Genomic DNA, 19,613 nt, shown 5'->3' with positions numbered 1-19,613 from the left:
CATGTTTTTTATTTAGTTAAACTCCTGTTTTAACATTTATAGGAGAGGTGTTATTAACCTTTGCCCATTTAGTATCATTGACTTTATTTGTTGCTATTACTGAATGATTGAATCTTAAAATATCATTCCAGTCTTTCTCTTTGTCAACATCGTACACACGCGTAATGCGGGTTGAAGGTCCTCTGTAAGAATACTTTAAACCTTTTGATTTTGACATATTATAAACAACAATATTATTAATATCCTTTTCATCATCAATATCTATATCACTAAAACAGCGTCGGTCTAAAATATCAGTATTAGAGTATCTTTTTTTCCATCCCTTGTTTCCGCTCAGGCAAAAAATAAATTTGCCTAACATATCACCAATTTTATGCCAGCCGTAAACTCTGGCATTATCATATAATCCTGCTTTTCTATCTGGCATCATAGCATTTGGCATAAAGATTTTATCATCTCCAAAATACTGCTGCAAATACGTATCGATTTCTTCATGAAATCTGGCATATCCTCCGAATTTACTTTTTATGTCTATAGTAACAAAAACCGGGTAATGTAATTTATTGGCTTCGTGCCAGGTTTTTAGAATGTCAAGAAAATATTTCAATTTGGTTTGACGTCCATTTGAATGACTTACAGTAAAATATCCTTCCTGTATAGAGCTATACGGAACATATTTTGAGGAATGCCTCCAAATGTCGAGTTCGAGTCCCAAGCATCCATCTTTTGCAGGATCATTTGGATCAAACAATAATTGAGTAGGCAGAGCCGGCAATGCATCAACATAACTGTTATGTGAAGCCTTAATTTGAATTTGATTATAAAGACGATCTTTTAGTTCCATAGTTTTTTTATTTAGGGGTTAATAAAATAATAAAGAGGAATGAAGTTCGAGAGATAAGCATCTTGCTGCCGACTTAATCAAAGCGGGCATAACTTCTTTAGATTTCTATAGCTTAAAACTACTATTTTTCGTTTCGCTGGTTAAAAAAAATGTTGTAAAGCACCATTTTTTTGTTATGAAACCCGACAATTTTCTTAAGATTTTGAAAGAGGAGTTTGGCAGAAAATAAGAAGCGGGTTTTTTTAGTTCAATTTTAAAGAAGAGCGTTAGTAATTCATTCGGTTTAATCAAATATCTATTATTTACCGTCTTTTTTGGTTAATATGTTTTTTTAATACTAAAATACTGCGTTTAATGTATTTTTAAGACTTTAGTATACCCAAAAACGTATTTTAATATCCCTGCTTTAAATCAAATTTGCGGTGAAATCATAATGTGACAGCCAGCGCAATAATGATTTCCAAAACTAACTATCAATAACCAAAATTTCAAACCAAAAATGAAAAATCACTTTAGGATTAAAAAAGATTCTAATTGTGTATCTGAATTTAATTTGAAAAAGAAAATGATGATATTATCGCTATTGTTTTCTTTATTTCAGGTTTCTGGATACGCCATTAGTTCTACAAGTACAACTGTATCTTCAAATGTACTTCAAACAGAAATTAAAGGACAGGTAAATGACGAAAATGGTATGCCATTGCCGGGAGTTACTGTTTTAGAAAAAGGAAGTAAAAATGCTGCTTTAACAGATTTTGACGGAAAGTTTTCTTTAAAAGTAGAGAATCCTAATTCTGTATTACTAATATCTTTTTTAGGTTATACGACTGCCGAAGTCAGCCTAAAAGGTAAAACTTCAATTACTGTAAAAATGCAAAAAGCAACAACTTCATTAGATGAGGTAGTTGTAGTAGGTTATGGTAAAATGAAGAAAAAGGATTTAACGGGAGCAATTGTTCAGGTTTCACCTGATAAATTAGTAAACCAAAATCCGCAGACGGTTCAGGATATCTTAAGAGGTACTCCTGGAGTAAGAGTAGGGTATGATCCTTCTGCAAAAGGAGGCGGGAGAATACAAATTCGTGGTCAGACTTCTGTATATACTGCCAGTAATAATAAGGATGATAAATACGGACCTCATAATGACCCGCTTATTATTTTAGACGGTATGCAGTTTTATGGTGAACTTTCAGAAATTAATCCTGACGATATTGCACAGCTTGATATTTTAAAAGATGCTTCGGCAGCATCTGTATACGGATCGAGAGCAGCAGCTGGGGTTATTCTTATTTCAACTAAAAAAGGTAAAACAGGTAAACCTATGGTTAGTTTTACTACTAACACAACGATCAGCAATAAAAGCGCCTATCGTAAAGTGTATTCTCCAGAAGGCTACTTAAAATATCGTGAAGACTGGGAAACTGCCCAAACGTATGGTGTTAATACTGCAACAGGGCAATACGAAGCCTTTATAACAGGAACAGTTGCAAATGGCAGACCGGGGTATTTTTCAAATCCAAATGATTTATCAAAATGGGGCATTACCGAAGCACAATGGCTGGCTTATCAGCCAACAGCTCAAACAGTCGGGAAAAGCAGTAAAGAAGTTTGGGGAGCCCGTTTAGGACTAAATTTTGATCCTTCGCTGATGGCAAATTTCCTGGCTGATAAAACACACGACTGGAGTAACAGTTCTTTTAGAACAGGAATTAATCATGATAATAATTTGAGTATTTCCGGTGCAGGTGACCGAGTAAATTATTATATGTCCTTTGGTTATTTAACTTCAGAAGGAGCGATTGTTGGAAATGATTATAAATCAGCTCGTTCTAACATGAAAGTTGATGCTAAAGTTACGGACTGGCTAGACCTTGGATTAAACGTTAATTTTCAGGATCGATCAGATGGAGATATAACTCCTTCTTTAGGAACAAACCCCGGAGATAATAATATGATGAGAACCAGCCCGTTTGGAACTTTTATAGATGCAAATGGCAACTATGAAAGACAGCCGATGGGAAAAAATGTCTCAGGACAAAATTATAACTATTACTACGAGCGTCAATTTATTGAAAAAGAGACAGGATATACAACATTAAATACCATTTTCAATGCTAAAGTAAGTCTGCCTTTAGGTATTACTTACACTTTTAACATTGCTCCTCGTTATCAGTTTTTTCATGATCGTTATTTCAGATCTACGCAGAACCCAAACTGGCCTGCAGCTACTACAGGTGTAAACAGAAACAATTCAACAAGATTTGATTATAATCTGAATAATAACTTAACATGGGATTATACGATTGCTCAAAAACATCATATTATAGCCACTTTTGTTCAGGAAGCTGAAGAACGCCGTTTTTGGTCAGATGGAATGGATGCTTATAATATTCAGCCTTCAGATGCTCTGGGATTTCACCTTGTTAATACGGCAACAATGGCTAATAGTGCAATTAGATCAAACGATACACATGAAACGGCAGATGCATTAATGGCAAGACTTTTCTATTCGTTTGATAATCGTTATATGCTTACAGCGACTATTCGCCGTGATGGATATTCGGCATTTGGAGCTTCAAATCCTTATGCAGTTTTCCCTTCTTTTGGAGTTGCATGGAACTTTAAAAATGAAAAATGGTTCAACTGGGATGCTATGAGTACTGGTAAATTGCGTTTGTCTTGGGGTAAAAATGGAAACAGAACGCTTGCAGATCCGTACATTTCTTTGGCAAATCTTGTAAATACCGGAACAATGGGGTATTTAGATCCTTCTGGAAAAGCACTTGAATTGAAATATTTAGCGCTTGACCGTATGGCAAATCCAAATCTGGAATGGGAAAAAACAACATCAACAAACATTGGTCTTGATTTAGGTTTCTTAAATGACCGTATTACTGCTACTGTAGATGCTTACAGAGCCTCTACACGTGATATGATTATGAGTCAGTCATTACCTGGTTTTACAGGATTTTCATCAATTGCTACCAATCTTGGAGAAGTTCAAAATCAAGGTATTGAGTTGAGTCTTAATACGCTTAATATGAAAAGAGAAAATTTTGAATGGCGTACTACATTTGGAATATCTTACAACGAGAACAAAATTGTGTCATTGTATGGCAATATGGTAGACATTAAAGATGAAAACGGTAATGTTATTGGAAGACAAGAAGGAAATGATTCTGCAAATGGATGGTTTATAGGAAAATCAATTACTCAAATTTGGGATTATAGAATAACTGGAATCTGGCAGAAAGATGAATGGAAAGAGGCTCAAAAATACGGACAGCGCCCTGGAGATCCAAAAGTTGCCAACAGCTATACGGCAGATGATGTAGATGCGGTAGATGCAGATGGAAACCCTTATAAAAAAGCAGTTTATAATGAAAAAGACAAACAGTTTTTAGGAAACTCAAATTCTCCTGTACAATGGTCGCTGCGTAATGATTTCAAGATTTATAAAAATTGGGATTTGGGTATCAGTATGTATTCTAATGTGGGAGGAAAGTCACTTAACTCAAATTATATGAATACTTTCAACGATGCGAGTTTATATAAATTCAACTTCAATCCTTATGTAAACCCGTATTGGACACTTGACAACCCAACTAATGAATGGGCGCGTCTTGATGCTAAAGGACCTGCTGGAACTCCGGTTGCGCCGGGAAGATTGTACGACCGCAGTTTTATTCGTCTGGATAACATTTCGTTAGCTTACACGCTTCCTAAAGATATTTTAGATAAAGTACATATTAAAAGTATAAAAATTTATGCTTCGGTTCAAAACGTTGCAACATGGTCTGCTTCTAAAGAATGGAAATATTACGGAGATCCAGAAACAGGCGGACTGGCTACAAGACAGTTTAATTTAGGTTTTAATTTCCAACTTTAAAATTACCCAACAATGAAAAAATATATAAAACATAAAATTACAAGACTATTGCCTTTCGCAGTATTGGCAGTGCTTTCCAGCTCTTGTTCAAAAGATTTTCTTGACTCAGATCCGCTTTCGTTTTACGAACCGGGAACTACATTTTCTACAGAAGCCGGATTACAGGCAACTTTAGCATTGTGTGACAAACAGCTGCGTAATAATTATATTCACTTTGGTTATTCTGGTGTGAGTGTGCCTATTGGTACAGAATATCTTTTCTCAGATATGGCACAGTATGGAAAAACTGATACAGGCAGTAATATTGCTGATTATGCCAATACTATTGTTCCTACTGGAGATTTTAGAAGAGATGCAGGCGGTGAATCTATTTATCTTGGATTTATGTGGACAGAAGCCTATACAGGTATCAAAAATGCTAATACAGTATTAACCTATATTGGTAATGTGACAAGTTTATCTGAAGAAGTTAAAAATAAATATATCGGTCAGGCTTATTTTCACAGAGCATACCGATATCTTAATCTAGTGTATCAATTTGGAGATATTCCGCTGATCACTAAAATTTTGGAAGTTCCAAAGCAGAGTTATTATTCTACAAAAAAAGAAGCCATCATTGAAATGATTACGGCTGATATGGAGAAAGCTGTAGAATGGGTTCCGGAACAGGCAAAAATAGGTTATGTGGGTATGATTAGTAAAGGTGCCTGCCGTCAGTTATTGATTAAATGTTATTTAGCATCCGGAAGATTTGCCGATGCTGAAGCACAAGCGAATATTTTGATTAATCAATCTGGTTATTCTTTGGTACAAAATACTTTAGGAATATTTGATCCGGGAGGAAACCCAACGGCATGGCCTATTACAAGAAATGTAATCTGGGATTTGCACAGACCTGAAAACAAAGTGATTTCTGCAAATACAGAGGCTATTTTGGTAGCACCAAATGGAGGAGCACAGTCATTTTTAGCATTTTCTTCAATGAGAATTTTTGGTCCAAACTGGAATGATGCCAACTTAATTACTCCTGACGGAAAAACAGCTGCGCCTCGTTTTCCATTGACGGATAAAACCAATTATAATGCAAAGTATGATTATCAAAGAGCAATAGGGCGTGGTATTGGTACAATCAGCGGTTCTTATTACTCACAGCATCCTATGTGGGTTGTAAATGGTGTTGAAGATAAGGTCGATCTTAGACATAACAGTACTGTTGGTAACTGGGTAAATATGGAAGATCTTAAATATGCTCCGGGTGCTGGCGGAAGTGCAGCGTGGGCTGGTCAAAATTTTAGAATGAAAGATGCATCTGGCAAGTTGTTAGCGCAGGATTCTATTCGTGACTGGTTTGATTTCCCGCATTATAAAATCTTTTATCACGATGTTGTGGCCGAAGCTAATCCGGCAGCAAATGATTTTCAGGGAGCGACTGCAGGAGCAAGTGCGCATATGTATATCTATCGTTTAGCCGAAACTTATTTGTTACGTGCAGAAGCCCGTTTTTATCAAGGCAATGTTTCAGGTGCAGCTCAGGACGTAAATGCTGTAAGAACACGAGCAAAAGCTTCACAAATGTATACTACGGTAACTATTGGTGATATTTGTGCAGAAAGAGGAAGAGAACTTTATATGGAAGAATGGAGAAATGTAGAGTTAAAACGTATTTCGCACTGTCTGGCCTTGAGCGGAAAACCAGATGAATGGGGAAATACGTATAACAAAGACACTTGGGATAAACAAGCAGGAAAAGACGCATCTGGAGGAAGTTATTGGTGGCAGCGTATTGTTCATTATACACTTTATAACAAATATCCGGGAGGTATTTCTTTAAAACCAGGTGTAAAGTTTTATTCTATGGATAAACGCAACAATTACTGGCCTATTCCATTTAGACTTGCAATCGAGCCTAACATTAGAGGTCAGTTAAGCCAGAATTTTGGTTATGACGGATATAATGCAGGAGTAAAAGTTTGGGATAAATGGCAGGATGCTGTTGATGACGAAAGTAAAATTTAATTTTCTTTATTTAATTTTTAAAATACCAAAAAGGCGGCCAATTGGCCGCCTTTATTTATGGTATGAAAGATTTTTTAACTGATTTATTCTTCTGATTCTGTAAATTGGTAAAGTCCATATTATTAAATGCCATAAAAAAGTAAACCTGCAAATCGTAAGGACTTGCAGGTTTTATCTTGAGTAAGCAGAAGTAAAAGAATCGTTTTGCTGCGAATATAACAAACCAAAAAAGTGTGTTTATTCACGAATTGATGTTTTATCCTCAAGCGTCATTTTAGCTATTTCATCTTTTCTTTTAAAAGTAACGCCATTATGTTTTTTGATATACTCTAATAAATCAGAAGTAGTTTTAACCATTTGCGGTGTACCGCCAATTCGGTCGTGAAAACTGATAGAAAGCTGTCTTCGCTTAAATTCACTTTCTGCATAAAGCTGGTCAAATTCAGCCTTAACCTGATTAAAAAATTGATCTGAAGAAAAGTTTTTGCCTTCAATCAAAACAATTTCCTGTTGTTTCAAATAGAGCAGCAGCTTTAAAAATGGGTTCTAATCTTTCTTTTATAGGTGCATTGGTTCTCATTTTTGATGACCAGACCATAACCCAGGATTCTGCTAAATCATCTAAATCATTTGTTTGGGTTAATACTGCTATTGCTTTTCTGGCTGTAACTTCTATCATCGAATTGTGGTTTCTCAATTCATGTATCATTGAAAGCTGTAGATAACATTTACCGGAATAAATGTTTGAATGAATTGCCTGGCTTATCCTAAGGGCATCTTCGGCATATTGAAAAGCCTTTTCTAATGTTTTAGGATTGTTATAAGAAGCTTCATACCAGTCGCATACTTTTAATAAAATCTTGATTTTATCTACGTTTTCAGGTAAACTGTTTAGCAGTCTCTCAGCTTTTTTAACTTGCTGTTCGCTGTAAGGCGGTTCTTGATTTGTATTATGCTTTTGAACCGGCAGGTTTTTTTCTGCGGTTTCAACTTGTTTTCCATTTTTAACAGAGGCCCAGACATTTTGGTCCCCAATTGTAAGTATAACAAGGAGAAACAAAAGTGCTTTGGATTGGTTAGGAAACATCTTTCGTATGATTAAACTGGCTTTGGTTATACGAAGGTATTGATAATTACGTATGTAAGTCTAAAATTTCAGAAAATTGACTGCCAACGATATTTCGTTGGTAAATCTGGAATAGTAAACTCAGAAAAGTTTTTAATGCGGCAGGAATTTTTTTAGAATCTATTTCTTATCACTGACATAAAGCTTGTAAATGGTTTTAGGATTTTCAGCCTATTCAAATAGAATAAATATCAATATAAAACAAAAAGATGAACAGTGATGTTCATCTTTTTGTTTTATTACTGCCTTAAATAAGCTGAAATGGGTAAATCCACATTTCAAGCCAAAAAAGATATACCGTTCATGCGGCAGTGATTCAATTATTGGTTTATGGTATGTTTGAAATGAAATTATTTTATTTCAGTAATGAATTCGCTTTGCGGAGTTCTTACTTTTTTTAGGTTCACTAACCAATCGTTAGAAGCATCTCTGTAACCCAAAGGCAGTACTAATACACTTTTAAGACCAAGCTCGTTTAAACCTAATAATTTATCTACCTCGGCTGGGATAAAACCTTCCATTGGTGTAGCATCAACCTCTTGTTCTGCAGCTGCAGCAATAGCTAAACCAAACGAAATGTACGCTTGTTTTGCTGCATGATTGGCATGCCATTCCTGACCAAGATCTTTATACATTCCCCAAAGTCTTTCTTTATATTCATCCATAGCACTTGCCGGAATTCCTCTTTCAGCCGTTGTTCTTTCAAAAACTTCTGATATTTTTTCTAAAGAGTATCCATCCCATGCCGCAAAAACCAATACGTGAGAAGCATCCACAATTTGGCTTTGTTCAAAACCTACAGTTTTTATTTTTTCCTGTAATTCCTTATTCGTAATTACAAAAATTTTATATGGCTGTAAACCAGATGAAGAAGGAGCTAATCTTGCAGCTTCTAGTATATAATCGATTTTTTCCTGCGGTACAACTTGTCCGTTCATTTTTTTGGCTGCATAGCGCCATTTTAGAGCATCTAGTAATTTCATTTTCTGTATCAATTTTAATTCTATTCAAAAGTAAAGACTTTAAATATATTTTTATAATCTCAAGAGAAAATCTAATGTTAATATAAAGATAATCTTATCCAGCTGACAATCTTTAAATAGGAGCAGCCTTAGGTGAAGGCAGTTTTAGTTTCTTGAATAGGCATATTCGTGTCTCTTTATCCATTTAGTATCTCCAGAAAATAAAACGTCTTTGCGTATAGAAAATGCAGTCTTGCTGATTGTATAAGTTTGCTTGATTACGGCTTCCTTATTATCATTACCGTCTTTTCCTTGTTTTTGAGTAACAATTTGTATTTGACCATCGACGAGTTCCATTCTTGAGATTACCTCTTCTTTACCAATGTATTTTCCATCTTGTGAAATACTAATAATTTGGGTTGAGTTGGCACTTTTTTCTTTAGGGTAAGTATTAATGAACTCAAATTCATTAGAATTATTGATTCTTTTAACTTCAACATCTGCTGACATTGTATAGGGTTTTCCGGAAGAATAATCTAAGTAAGTCAAGCTTCCGTTCCAGCTGCCAGACAATTTTTGGAAGTCTTCAACAAGCTGCTGTGAATTTTTCTGAGCATTTGCAGAATATGTAACAAAGAGAACAATAGTTAATGCTGTAATAACGGTTATTTTTTTCATTCTAATTATTATTAAGTGATACATTACTTGATAGTATCAAAATTAAAGAGAAGAAAAAGAAATAAAATTGACTTTATGTAAGTTTTTTAGTATTTTTTTTTAACACGTAATAGTTTAATAATTGTATTTTTTTGTATTTTTATAAGGCAATAAATAAAAAATAAAGCTATGTCGAAACATTACTTTCTTTTATTTGTCTTGTTGACTTTATTTTCCATAACAGGAATAGCACAAACAAATTATAGTCTTCAAAAATCCCTCCAGACAGCAAAAAACAATAATCCCGTTCTCAAAAGCCAGCATTATGAAGTAGATATTGCTCAAAGTGATATTGTAACGGCGAAATTAAGACCCAATCTAATTTTTGGTTTTAACTATATTGGCATCGCGGCAGAAAAAAACTATGCGCCTAATACCGGTTTTTTTAATAGTGCTAATACGCAGACGAATTTACAATTAGGCAAAGTTTTTCAGCTTGCAGGAACACGCAAAAATAAAATTGATTTTGCCAGTCAAAACTCAGTTTTAACTCAAAAAAACTACAATGAAATAGAACGTAACCTTTTTCAGGATGTAGGTTTGAAATGGGTTGATGTGTGGGCTGCGCAAAAACAATTGGAAATAGTAAAAAAAGCAAGCAGTAACTTAGACAGCTTGGTGATTATAAATAAAGTACGTTTAAAAAATCAGGTAATTACAGAAACAGATTTAAACCGTACAACTCTGCTGGCAAATCAATATACATTAGAAATAAGAAAAGCAGAACAAAATTTAAAAAACGAATTAGTCAGTCTGAAATATTTACTGGGCGCTCAGGAAGAAATAAATATTGATTCTAGTGATGATTTTGTATTTGTTCTGCCTTCTAATTTAGAAGATTTTTTACAGGAAGCTTTAGACAAACGAACAGATGCTTTGGCTTCTAAATCAATTTTAGATGTTGCTAATACTAATATCAATCTTCAAAAATCATTAGCTTATCCGCAGCCTGAACTGGGATTAATTTACAATCCGCAAAACACAATTCCGTATGTAGGTTTGTATGGTACAATTGAGCTTCCTTTTTTTACAAGAAATCAGGGTGAAATAAAAAAGTCAAATTACTTAAAACAGCAGGCAGAACAAAACCTGATAGCTACACAAGGACTGATTAAGACAGAAATAACCAATGCATTTAATGCTTACCAGACTCAAAAAAGCAATCTTGAAAGTTTTAGCGCATTAGTATCCAGATCAGAAAGTATTTTAAAGAGTGTAAAATATTCTTATTTAAGAGGCGGTACTACCATTATTGATTTTCTGGAAGCACAGCGCAGCTGGCTCGATATACAACAGCAATATTATGATTCGATGCAGGAGTATAGAATTAGTTATATCAAACTGCTTTATGCTTCAGGGTTAATTAATCAAATAGCTCAATAATGATCTGCGATAATTATCGGGATTCATTAAAAAAACAAATACTATCTACTTATGAAACATTTATTAAAGTATAGCGGCATTATAGTATTGTTTCTTTATGCCTGCGGCGGCAAAGAAAACAAACCAAATCAGACAGTAAACAACATGCCTGAGGTAAAAAATAATGGAAAAACAATTGTATTTCCTACCGACAGCAGTGCCGTCTTTTTTGAAACAGAATCCATTGGAAATTCAATTCTTAATAATCAAATTACTGCTCCAGCCAAAGTTTCGGCAACGGTTATGAAATCACAGGAAGGAGCATCGCAGAATATTATATTATTCGAAAACCCTGATTTGGCTGCCAGTTATACACAGCTTATTCAGCACTTGGCTAATGTTAATCAAATCCAGAATAAAAACATTAAACAAAAACAAATAGAAGTGGACCGTGCTAAAGACTTACTGGCGCATGGTGCAGCAACAGGAAAAGATTTGCTGGAAGCACAGACAGCGTTATCTGTCGAACAAACTAATTTGGCCAATGAAAAAGCGGCTTTGATTGAGTTCGAAACAGACTTGAAAGCCGGAGGATTTGAACCCGAAGCACTTAAAAGAGCAAAAGCAGGAACATCATTTATTATTTGTGATATTCCGGAGAACCAAATAAGCAGAATCAAAAACGGAGACAACTGTACAGTGCAATTTACAGCATTTCCCAATGAAAAATTCTCTGGAAAAATTGATGCTATTGCCGATATGATTGATCAGTCTACCAGAATGGTTAAACTTCGAATAAGCCTAAATAATTCAAGCGGTAAATTTAAAGCAGGCATGTTTGCTGCGGTTTCTTTTGGCATAAGCGAAGGTGATAATATAAGCATCGATAAAAATTCATTGGTTACGGTTCAGGCAAAAAACTATGTTTTTGTAAAGAAAGGCAGTAAAGAATTTGAACGAACAGAAGTTACAATAGGAAATCAGATTGGAGACAGAATCGTTGTTTATAATGGTTTAACGAACGGTGATGCTATAGCTGTAAAAGGCGTTATGCAGTTAAAAGGACTCAGTTTTGGATATTAAAAACAAAAATGCTGTTTAAAAAAAGAGAGTGGAAATTGTATTTGTTAACACCTTAAAGAAAAAACAATGATTCAGGCACAAGTATATATAGATAAAGACGAGTTAAAAGGAACACAGCCTTTATACGAGTACATTTTAAGATTTTTGATTGAACACAAAATTAAGGGAGCAACAGTATTTTATGGCAAAATAGGGTATGGAGCCAGCCGCTATCTTAACAGACCGCATGATTTGTTCAGTTTTGATAAAATACCCTTATTGATCAATTTTATAGATGAGGATGAAAAGGTAAAATCTGTTTTAACAGCTTTGCGAAAAGTCTATAAAGGAGGTTTTATAGTTACGAATCAAGTAGAAAAATGGTAAACAGATGATTAAAAATTTACTCATATTCAGTCTTCGTAACCGATGGGTTATAATTGCAATCAACCTTGTTTTAATGGCAGTTGGTTTTTGGTGTTTTACTAAATTAAAAATAGAAGCATACCCGGATATTGCAGATACCAATGTAATTATTGTAGCGCAGTATGACGGAAGAGCCGCTGAGGAAGTAGAACAGCAGGTTACGGTTCCTATTGAACGTGCTTTGCAGAATACGCCAAATGTTTTAGACCGCAGAAGCAGAACTATTTTTGGTTTGTCTGTAGTTCAACTTACTTTTAAAGACGGTACAGATGATTATTTTGCGCGTCAGCAGGTAACAGAACGACTTACAGAAGCTGAATTGCCGGATGGAGTTACACCTTCATTGGCACCGCTTTCTACCGCCGTTGGCGAGATTTTCAGATATGTTGTAGAAGCACCGTCAAACTACAGCCAGGCAGAACTTAGAGATTTACAGGACTGGGTAATAAAACCTGCCTTGCTGCAAGTACCGGGAATTGCCGATGTAACTACTTTTGGCGGACCATTAAAGCAGTTTCATATTATTACTTCGCCGGAAAAGTTAAGAAAATACAATCTTACGCTTCAAAACGTAATGGATGCAGTAGATGCAAACAATCAAAATACAGGCGGAAATATAATTGAAAGAGGCGGACAAGGTTTTGCGGTGCGTGGTTTAGGAGCGATTAAGACAGAACGCGATATTCAAAACATTGTTCTTAAATCAGAAAATGGAATGCCCATTTTTGTTCGTGACGTGGCAACCGTAGAAATCACGCCTCCTCCGCCAAGCGGCGTTATGGGGTATACGGTTACTCAGGACAAAAAAGATGTAAGCAGTGGTGTTGAAGGTATTATTCTTTTAAGGCGATATGAAAACCCAAGCGAAGTTTTAAAATTGTTAAAAGAAAGAATGGCTGAGCTGCAGGAAAATGATTTACCTCAAGGCGTAAAACTGCGTCCTATGTACGACAGAACATTCCTGATTGATCATTCGCTTGAAACTGTTGCACATACCTTATTTGAAGGGATTTCGATTGTAATTATATTATTGATTTTGTTTCTAGGAAGTGTCCGAAGTGCATTGGTTGTAGCTTTAACGATTCCGTTTGCATTATTGTTTGCTTTTATTTTAATGCGGCTTACGGGTATTCCTGCCAATCTGCTTTCGCTTGGTGCAATAGATTTCGGAATTATTGTAGATGGCGCTTGTTTGATGGCAGAACATCTCATAAGGAAATACAGAACAGCTACACCAGAAGAAAAACAAGAAGGCATTGTGCAAATTACACTTCAGGCTGCTCAGGAAGTTGGAAGAGAGATTTTCTTCTCGGTAACAATTATTATATTGGCCTATATGCCAATACTTTTAATGACTCGGGTAGAGGGAAAATTGTTTTCTCCGATGGCTTTAACTTTGGCTTTTGCGGTTATCGGTTCAATGCTGGGAGCGCTTACCTTTATTCCTGTCCTCATTTCGTTTGTTTACAGAAAGGCAATGCTCGATGTAGATAAACCCATAAAAGAACACAAAAATGTGGTCTTGGACTATTTAACGAAATCATACGAAAAAACATTATCCGGATTTTTAAATAATTATAAAAAAACAACGATAATTGGTTTCTCGATAGTAGCAGTATTTATTTTATGCGGCTTAAAATTAGGAACCGAATTTTTACCAACATTAGATGAAGGATCGATCTTTTTAAGAGGAAATTTTCCAGCCGGAATTTCGATACAGGAAAATGCTAAATATGCTCCTAAAATCAGAAAAATAATCGCGAAGTATCCTCAAATATCTTACGTAATAACACAAACCGGACGTAATGATGATGGTACCGATCCGTTTCCTGCTAATAGAAATGAAATTTTAGTGGGATTAAAAGATTATAAACTCTGGAGCGATACTATTGCTAAGAAAGATTTGGTCGAAATAATTAAAAAAGATCTGCAGCAGCAGATTCCATCAGTACAATTTTCTTCAGGACAGCCTATTATTGATCAAGTTATGGAAATTGTAAACGGAAGTGCGGCAGACCTGGCAGTTTCAGTCGTAGGCGATGATTTGGAAATGATGAGAAAAAAAGCAGAAACAATTGCACAAATTGCCAAAAATACGCAAGGAGCTGAGAATGTTAATATTGAACAAGAAGGAGAGCAAGAACAACTGGCAATTGATATAAATAGGGAACAAGCGGCAAGATTCGGAATTAATGTGGCTGATATTCAAAATATGATCGAAGTAGCAATTGGCGGTAAAACAGTTTCAACCTTGTATGATGGAGCAAAACGTTATGATATTGTAGTTCGTTTTTTACCGCAGTACAGAAACTCTATTGATGCAATAAAAGCTATTTTAGTACCATCTTCAAATGGTGCATTAATACCAATGGATCAATTGGCAGACATACATTTTGTTGAAGGGCAGACTAATATTTATCGTTACGGCAGTAAACGCATGATTACTGTTAGAACCAATATCAGGGGAAGGGATCAGGGAAGTTTTGTAAAAGAATTACAAGCAAAAGTAGATAAAAATGTTACCGTGCCTAAAGGATACAGCATCATTTACGGAGGACAATATGAAAATCTGGAACGAGCAGGAAAACAATTAGCATTCACTATTCCATTAACAATTATTATGGTTTTTTTATTCCTGTTTATGCTGTATAAAAATTTTCAGCATACTATGATTACCATGAGTTGTATTTTGTTTGCTCTTGGTGGCGGTATTATGGCTTTACTTATTAGAGGTTATTACTTTAATGTTTCTGCAGGTGTTGGTTTTGTGAGCATTTTTGGAATTTCAGTAATGTCGGGAGTACTGCTTGTATCGGCTTTAAATAGAAAAACATTATTTAAGAATGATAATCTGCAGGAAAATGTACTAACGGCTTCAAAAGAGCAGTTAAGAGCCTTGTTGTCGATTCTGGTTGTGGCTATTGTTGGTCTTATACCTGCGGCTACATCTTCAGGAATTGGTTCAGATGTGCAGCGACCGCTTGCAACGGTAATTATAGGCGGATTGACTAGTACATTATTTTTTGCTCCAATACTGATTCCTCCTTTATATTTTTGGATGAACGAGAGAAAATGAAGATGAGTTATTGTTCAATTTAAAAATGAAAACGGTCATAATAAAAAACTGCTGAACTTATAGGGTTCAGCAGTTGTATTTTGTAATTCTGTAAAAACTATTGATTATTTTTTAACCATTCTAAACGTCTTTGATCCGGAAGGTGCGTAATTTTAAAATCTTCAAAAGTTGCCGTAAATCCTTTTCCATCTGGGCTGGCAGCCATCATCCCAACTTGTACTGTTTTAAATTCTGGAAAATACACAGTATTGGTCATTGTATAATTAACCCCGTCAATAGAATAAAAAATCTCTAAAGCGTCTAGTCGGCGTACGGCTTTCATCCAGACATTTTTAGGTTTTTCTTTTAAGCCCAAAACGCTCCATGAACTTTTATCGATAGTGTGAACAGTACTAATATTGTAAACTCCATCTACATATTCTACACCTGTTTTTACGTAATTGTTTTCATCTATGCGCAGCATAAGGCACACTTGATCGAATCTGGTTTTATAAACACCGCTCATTTTTACAACAACTTCAAATTCGCCGCTTCTCTCAGTGTATAAAAATGGTCCGTCGTAAACTGTAAATCCATAATGACTTTTGTTCCAATAATCAGATTGTGGTGTAACCTGCATAATAAGTTTATTGTCTTTTATTTCCCAGTCAGCAGGTTCATTGAGCCAGTTCATAGCGGTTAATTTTTGAGCATTTCCTTTTACAGTCATTATGCATATACATATTAAAACTAAATGAATTCTCTTCATGATTTCTTAAATTTGAATTTTATTAATAATTTACAAAGAATGTAATTTGAGTTTTTTATGGCAATAGTTATATATAACCATTTTTTAAATCACTCTAATCTCTTTCCATATAAATTAGCACAGTAACTAACGAATTGCAGTTATGGATCCTATTTCAAACTTAGAAGACAAATTTTCTTTTGAATAAATTGACAGTCCTGAAAAGCGTAATGCATCATTAAATGAGGCTTTAAAAATGATGGAAGTATATGTAAAATTAGATAATTCAGCAGCTGTGCTGTAATATTTAGCAAGCAATAAGAGCTATATATTTGCGGGTAATTTTGGACGTTTTTTGATATTTCTACGTCTGGATTTACAACAATTGATTCTATTTGGGAAGATGATATTAATAATCGTATTCATCCCGATTATCTTTTGACTTCTCGTGGAAAAGAAATTTTAATCATCAAAGGTGTAATTAGTAAAGAAATTGCTGTGAAACTCAATATCAGTAGTAATACTGTAAACAGACACAGACAAAATATTCTGTAAAAACTAAATGTAAATAATTCTATTGAAGCGGTTTCGAACAGCTTTGGGTTTGTTGTGATAAAGTCTTTTAGAATGTTCTTGTGTTTTTTATCAAATTTACTCTACCAGTCAAACTGTTAGATAATCTTTTTTTCCTGGATTAGCGGCAGAGTGACTGTAAATTCGGCACCATCATTTTCTTTTCCTGCAGCATTGATAGTTCCATAATGTCTTTCTGTTATTTTTCTGCATAGGGCAAGTCCCAGGCCGGTTCCTTCATAATCATCTTTGGAATGCAGTCTCTCAAAAGCATTGAATATACGATCTGCATAAATATCATCGAGTCCAATACCATTATCTTTAATGATTATCTGAACATGTTTTGTACCATTTTTATCTAAAATATTCGATGTTATTACAACTCTGGGCGGTTCATCTGCTTTGGAAAATTTTAAAGCATTGTGTATTAAATTATAAAATAACTGGTGTATTAATATTGGAGCTCCTTCTATTTCAGGAAGTTCACTTGTAATAAGAATAGCATTCTTTTCTTGTATAATAAGTTCTAGATCGATTTTTATATTTTCAACTATCTCATCCAGATTTATTTTCTGGACTGGCTGAATTGATTTGTTAAGAGTTGAATAGGCTAGTGTACCTTCTATTAATGTCTGCATTCTTTGGGCAGACTGATCCACTTTATCACTATATTTTTTTATATTTTCAATTCTTTCAGATTCAATTTCTTTTTTTAATAAACCATTAAAAGTTTTAATTTTTCTTACAGGCTCTTTTAAGTCATGAGTAACCATATTGGCGAAATGAATTAGATTCTCGTTTGACTTTCTAAGCTCTTTAGTGTTTTCCTTGATTTTTTCCTGAAGCTCTTTTTCAAACTGCCTCTGATCGCTGATATCCTGTATAATTCCAATGATGCTGGAAGCATTCCCATTTTGATCTTTTATAATTTTACCGTTGACTTTTACCCATTTTTCAGATTGATTATCATTTATAATCCTTGCTTCATACACTATTTTTCCTGTAATTAATGCGTCCTGATGTGCTTTTTCTCTTACTGGTAAATCTTCAGGATGCATTTTTTTTAGAAGCATTTCAGTATCTGACGCGTCATCAACTGACCATAATTCATTAAAATTTCCAGAAGTAACAGTTTCCTTAGTAATTAAATTTATTTCGTAAGTTCCCATTCCGGAAGATTCAACTGCTATGCGGAGTCTTTCGTCTGCACTTTGTATCTTCTGCTTTATGTTGTGCATGTCTGTTATATCGGTTCCATTTTTTAGCAGACCGTAAATTTTTCCATCTTTACCATAAAGAGGAGTAAAACTGTAGTTAAAATAATGGTGTGTTATTTTTCCATCAACTATTAAATCTATCAATTTATCCTTTGCATAAAATGGTATTCCTGTGTTTAATACTTCAAGAGCCTGCGTCATTATTTCGTGTCTGGGAGATTCAGGAATTACGTCAAAATAGTTTTTTCCGATTACCTCGTTTCCTTTTCCCCATACGGAAATCATTGCAGGATTAGCAAGCTCTATTTTAAGTTCGGGACCAATTAAAACAGCTATTGGAAGAGGTGTGTTGTCCACAATGTTTTTTAACAGCGATACATAATCATACATGGCGGATATTTTTTTGTTTACAAATTTAGAATCAAACAAAGTGTAGATGTTATATCAAGACTGGCTAATATTTCATAATTTCAATGAATAATTCAACTATATAATTTTCTTTTGTTGGGATTTAAGTACTCTATGATATTTGATACTAAAAATGCAGCCTTTTTAGTATTTGTCGAAAATCATAGACACCTTCAACTGACTTTTTTTGCAGAAAGTATATCAATTTCTATCTAAAAAATGGAAATAACATATTGGGTATTCATAAAAAATCTTTGTTAAAAGCCATTGGCAGCATCAAAATTTTGAGTTGCAGTATGTAGTAGAGCTTCCTTTTCATATACTGCGTTATAAAGCATCTTTTTTTGTCTTGCCAGTACTATAAGGTTATTTTGAGTATTCTTTAATTCATTGTTCTTTAATGTTCGCAGGAGTGCTTCCTGCTCTATTTCTTTTCTATCAAATACATGAAGTTCTTTAAGGGACTGATAGTATTCAAGAGAGGCAGTTTTAAGAGGTTCGCCTTTTGGAATACCTTGTGTAGAAAGCTTTTTGATATCGCCTATAAGGATATCAAACTCTTTACTCTGCTGATCCACGGCTGTTAAAGCTCCTTTAAAATCATCTTTTGCCAGACAATTAAGCTTTTTTTCTCCTGAACCTTTTTTTCCAAGAATAATTTCAAAAGCTCTGCGTTCTGATTGATTGATCGACTCCTTGAAATCAGCTGCATTTGAAGATTCACAGGAACTCATTGTTATAAACAAAAATGCTGTTATATAAATACCAAGCCTTCTCATAATAATGGTTTTATGGATGTTAATCTAATATTGAAAATTACTCCTTTAAAAAACTTCAAATTGACTGAAGCAGGAATCTAAATTTCACGAAATACTTTAGACACTAATTTACATATTATTGAAATCTTATGAAAAAAAATAATCTAAATTGTAAATCATTTTGTAAAAAACTCATTTTTCTTTGCAGCAAACTTTGGAGAAGTTGTAAAATGAGCCAATCTTATAAAATAAAAAAACCTGCAAATCTAAAGACTTGCAGGTTTCGTGGGGAGAGCAGGATTCGAACTTTATCGCTGAAGTCCTGTCTATACTAGGTTTTATAAATGTCTTTGCCCAAAGTGCACCGATTCTGCACCCAAATTCAAATTTTTTCTACTTCAATATTAAATCATTCACGAAATTTTAAATACTAACGAATTAACGGGAAAT

14 protein-coding genes and 1 pseudogene are annotated in these 19,613 nt (G+C 34.4%); 7 read left to right on the top strand and 8 right to left on the bottom strand.

The features are described from left to right. Positions 1-16: 16 nt before the first annotated feature. Positions 17-844, bottom strand: a complete 828-nt coding sequence (locus FJOH_RS23210) for a Ca2+-dependent phosphoinositide-specific phospholipase C (protein WP_012026457.1) — start codon at positions 842-844, stop codon at positions 17-19. Between the two features lie 499 nt (positions 845-1,343). Between FJOH_RS23210 and FJOH_RS23205 the strand changes: the two genes are divergently transcribed. Beyond that, positions 1,344-4,733, top strand: coding sequence for a SusC/RagA family TonB-linked outer membrane protein (locus FJOH_RS23205; RefSeq protein ID WP_012026456.1), 3,390 nt, complete (start codon positions 1,344-1,346; stop codon positions 4,731-4,733). Positions 4,734-4,745: 12 nt separating this feature from the next. Then, positions 4,746-6,749 (top strand): RagB/SusD family nutrient uptake outer membrane protein, encoded by a 2,004-nt coding sequence (locus tag FJOH_RS23200; protein WP_012026455.1) that lies wholly within the window; start codon positions 4,746-4,748, stop codon positions 6,747-6,749. Between the two features lie 237 nt (positions 6,750-6,986). On the opposite strand, the gene FJOH_RS23195 is transcribed toward FJOH_RS23200, so the two are convergent. The 4 genes from FJOH_RS23195 to FJOH_RS23180 all read right to left on the bottom strand — a co-directional run bounded on the left by FJOH_RS23195 (position 6,987) and on the right by FJOH_RS23180 (position 9,515). Then, on the bottom strand, positions 6,987-7,268 hold the full coding sequence (locus tag FJOH_RS23195) for a polysaccharide deacetylase family protein (RefSeq protein ID WP_044048056.1): 282 nt from the start codon (positions 7,266-7,268) through the stop codon (positions 6,987-6,989). Continuing rightward, positions 7,240-7,836 carry a hypothetical protein gene (locus tag FJOH_RS23190; RefSeq protein ID WP_012026454.1) on the bottom strand — a complete coding sequence of 199 codons (597 nt, stop codon included), beginning with the start codon at positions 7,834-7,836 and terminating at the stop codon, positions 7,240-7,242. Before FJOH_RS23190 ends, FJOH_RS23195 begins: the two co-directional genes overlap by 29 nt. Before the next feature lie 389 nt (positions 7,837-8,225). After that, positions 8,226-8,858, bottom strand: a complete 633-nt coding sequence (locus FJOH_RS23185) for an NAD(P)H-dependent oxidoreductase (RefSeq protein WP_012026453.1) — start codon at positions 8,856-8,858, stop codon at positions 8,226-8,228. Between the two features lie 144 nt (positions 8,859-9,002). Continuing rightward, positions 9,003-9,515 (bottom strand): hypothetical protein, encoded by a 513-nt coding sequence (locus FJOH_RS23180; protein ID WP_089477403.1) that lies wholly within the window; start codon positions 9,513-9,515, stop codon positions 9,003-9,005. Positions 9,516-9,683: 168 nt separating this feature from the next. Between FJOH_RS23180 and FJOH_RS23175 the strand changes: the two genes are divergently transcribed. The 4 genes from FJOH_RS23175 to FJOH_RS23160 all read left to right on the top strand — a co-directional run bounded on the left by FJOH_RS23175 (position 9,684) and on the right by FJOH_RS23160 (position 15,480). Then, positions 9,684-10,937 (top strand): TolC family protein, encoded by a 1,254-nt coding sequence (locus FJOH_RS23175; protein WP_012026451.1) that lies wholly within the window; start codon positions 9,684-9,686, stop codon positions 10,935-10,937. A 51-nt stretch (positions 10,938-10,988) separates the two neighbouring features. Then, positions 10,989-11,999: an efflux RND transporter periplasmic adaptor subunit gene (locus FJOH_RS23170; protein WP_012026450.1), complete on the top strand. Its 1,011-nt coding sequence runs from the start codon at positions 10,989-10,991 to the stop codon at positions 11,997-11,999. A 66-nt stretch (positions 12,000-12,065) separates the two neighbouring features. Beyond that, positions 12,066-12,365, top strand: a complete 300-nt coding sequence (locus FJOH_RS23165; protein WP_012026449.1) for a DUF190 domain-containing protein — start codon at positions 12,066-12,068, stop codon at positions 12,363-12,365. A gap of 4 nt (positions 12,366-12,369) precedes the next feature. Beyond that, a complete protein-coding gene (locus FJOH_RS23160; RefSeq protein ID WP_012026448.1) occupies positions 12,370-15,480 on the top strand; it encodes an efflux RND transporter permease subunit in 3,111 nt (1,036 codons plus the stop codon). 97 nt (positions 15,481-15,577) lie between these two features. Here the strand turns inward: FJOH_RS23160 and FJOH_RS23155 are convergent, their stop codons facing one another. Then, on the bottom strand, positions 15,578-16,228 hold the full coding sequence (locus FJOH_RS23155) for a DUF1349 domain-containing protein (RefSeq protein ID WP_012026447.1): 651 nt from the start codon (positions 16,226-16,228) through the stop codon (positions 15,578-15,580). 408 nt (positions 16,229-16,636) lie between these two features. Here FJOH_RS23155 and FJOH_RS27445 point away from each other — a divergent pair. Then, positions 16,637-16,762: pseudogene (locus FJOH_RS27445) on the top strand (LuxR C-terminal-related transcriptional regulator); the annotation flags it as partial. Between the two features lie 116 nt (positions 16,763-16,878). On the opposite strand, the gene FJOH_RS23150 reads toward FJOH_RS27445, so the two are convergent. Together FJOH_RS23150 and FJOH_RS23145 are read right to left on the bottom strand one after the other, a co-directional pair. Next, a complete protein-coding gene (locus tag FJOH_RS23150) occupies positions 16,879-18,387 on the bottom strand; it encodes an ATP-binding protein (protein WP_012026446.1) in 1,509 nt (502 codons plus the stop codon). 275 nt (positions 18,388-18,662) lie between these two features. Next, the gene (locus tag FJOH_RS23145) at positions 18,663-19,184 is read right to left on the bottom strand and encodes a hypothetical protein (protein WP_012026445.1); all 522 of its coding nucleotides are present in this window, start codon (positions 19,182-19,184) and stop codon (positions 18,663-18,665) included. Between the last annotated feature and the right edge of the window lie 429 nt (positions 19,185-19,613).

The sequence above is a fragment of the Flavobacterium johnsoniae UW101 genome, assembly GCF_000016645.1.
GTDB lineage: Bacteria > Bacteroidota > Bacteroidia > Flavobacteriales > Flavobacteriaceae > Flavobacterium > Flavobacterium johnsoniae.
The sequence above is the reverse complement of the archived record's forward strand: the minus strand, read 5'-3'. Positions and strand labels throughout refer to the sequence as shown.

What these genes read in the sequence shown, in the direction of transcription:
- FJOH_RS23210 (WP_012026457.1), bottom strand. Translation starts at nt 844, where the DNA reads ATGGAACTAAAAGATCGTCTTTATAATCAAATTCAAATTAAGGCTTCA.
- FJOH_RS23205 (WP_012026456.1), top strand. Translation starts at nt 1,344, where the DNA reads ATGAAAAATCACTTTAGGATTAAAAAAGATTCTAATTGTGTATCTGAA.
- FJOH_RS23200 (WP_012026455.1), top strand. Translation starts at nt 4,746, where the DNA reads ATGAAAAAATATATAAAACATAAAATTACAAGACTATTGCCTTTCGCA.
- FJOH_RS23190 (WP_012026454.1), bottom strand. Translation starts at nt 7,836, where the DNA reads ATGTTTCCTAACCAATCCAAAGCACTTTTGTTTCTCCTTGTTATACTT.
- FJOH_RS23185 (WP_012026453.1), bottom strand. Translation starts at nt 8,858, where the DNA reads ATGAAATTACTAGATGCTCTAAAATGGCGCTATGCAGCCAAAAAAATG.
- FJOH_RS23180 (WP_089477403.1), bottom strand. Translation starts at nt 9,515, where the DNA reads ATGAAAAAAATAACCGTTATTACAGCATTAACTATTGTTCTCTTTGTT.
- FJOH_RS23175 (WP_012026451.1), top strand. Translation starts at nt 9,684, where the DNA reads ATGTCGAAACATTACTTTCTTTTATTTGTCTTGTTGACTTTATTTTCC.
- FJOH_RS23170 (WP_012026450.1), top strand. Translation starts at nt 10,989, where the DNA reads ATGAAACATTTATTAAAGTATAGCGGCATTATAGTATTGTTTCTTTAT.
- FJOH_RS23165 (WP_012026449.1), top strand. Translation starts at nt 12,066, where the DNA reads ATGATTCAGGCACAAGTATATATAGATAAAGACGAGTTAAAAGGAACA.
- FJOH_RS23160 (WP_012026448.1), top strand. Translation starts at nt 12,370, where the DNA reads ATGATTAAAAATTTACTCATATTCAGTCTTCGTAACCGATGGGTTATA.
- FJOH_RS23155 (WP_012026447.1), bottom strand. Translation starts at nt 16,228, where the DNA reads ATGAAGAGAATTCATTTAGTTTTAATATGTATATGCATAATGACTGTA.
- FJOH_RS23150 (WP_012026446.1), bottom strand. Translation starts at nt 18,387, where the DNA reads ATGTATGATTATGTATCGCTGTTAAAAAACATTGTGGACAACACACCT.
- FJOH_RS23145 (WP_012026445.1), bottom strand. Translation starts at nt 19,184, where the DNA reads ATGAGAAGGCTTGGTATTTATATAACAGCATTTTTGTTTATAACAATG.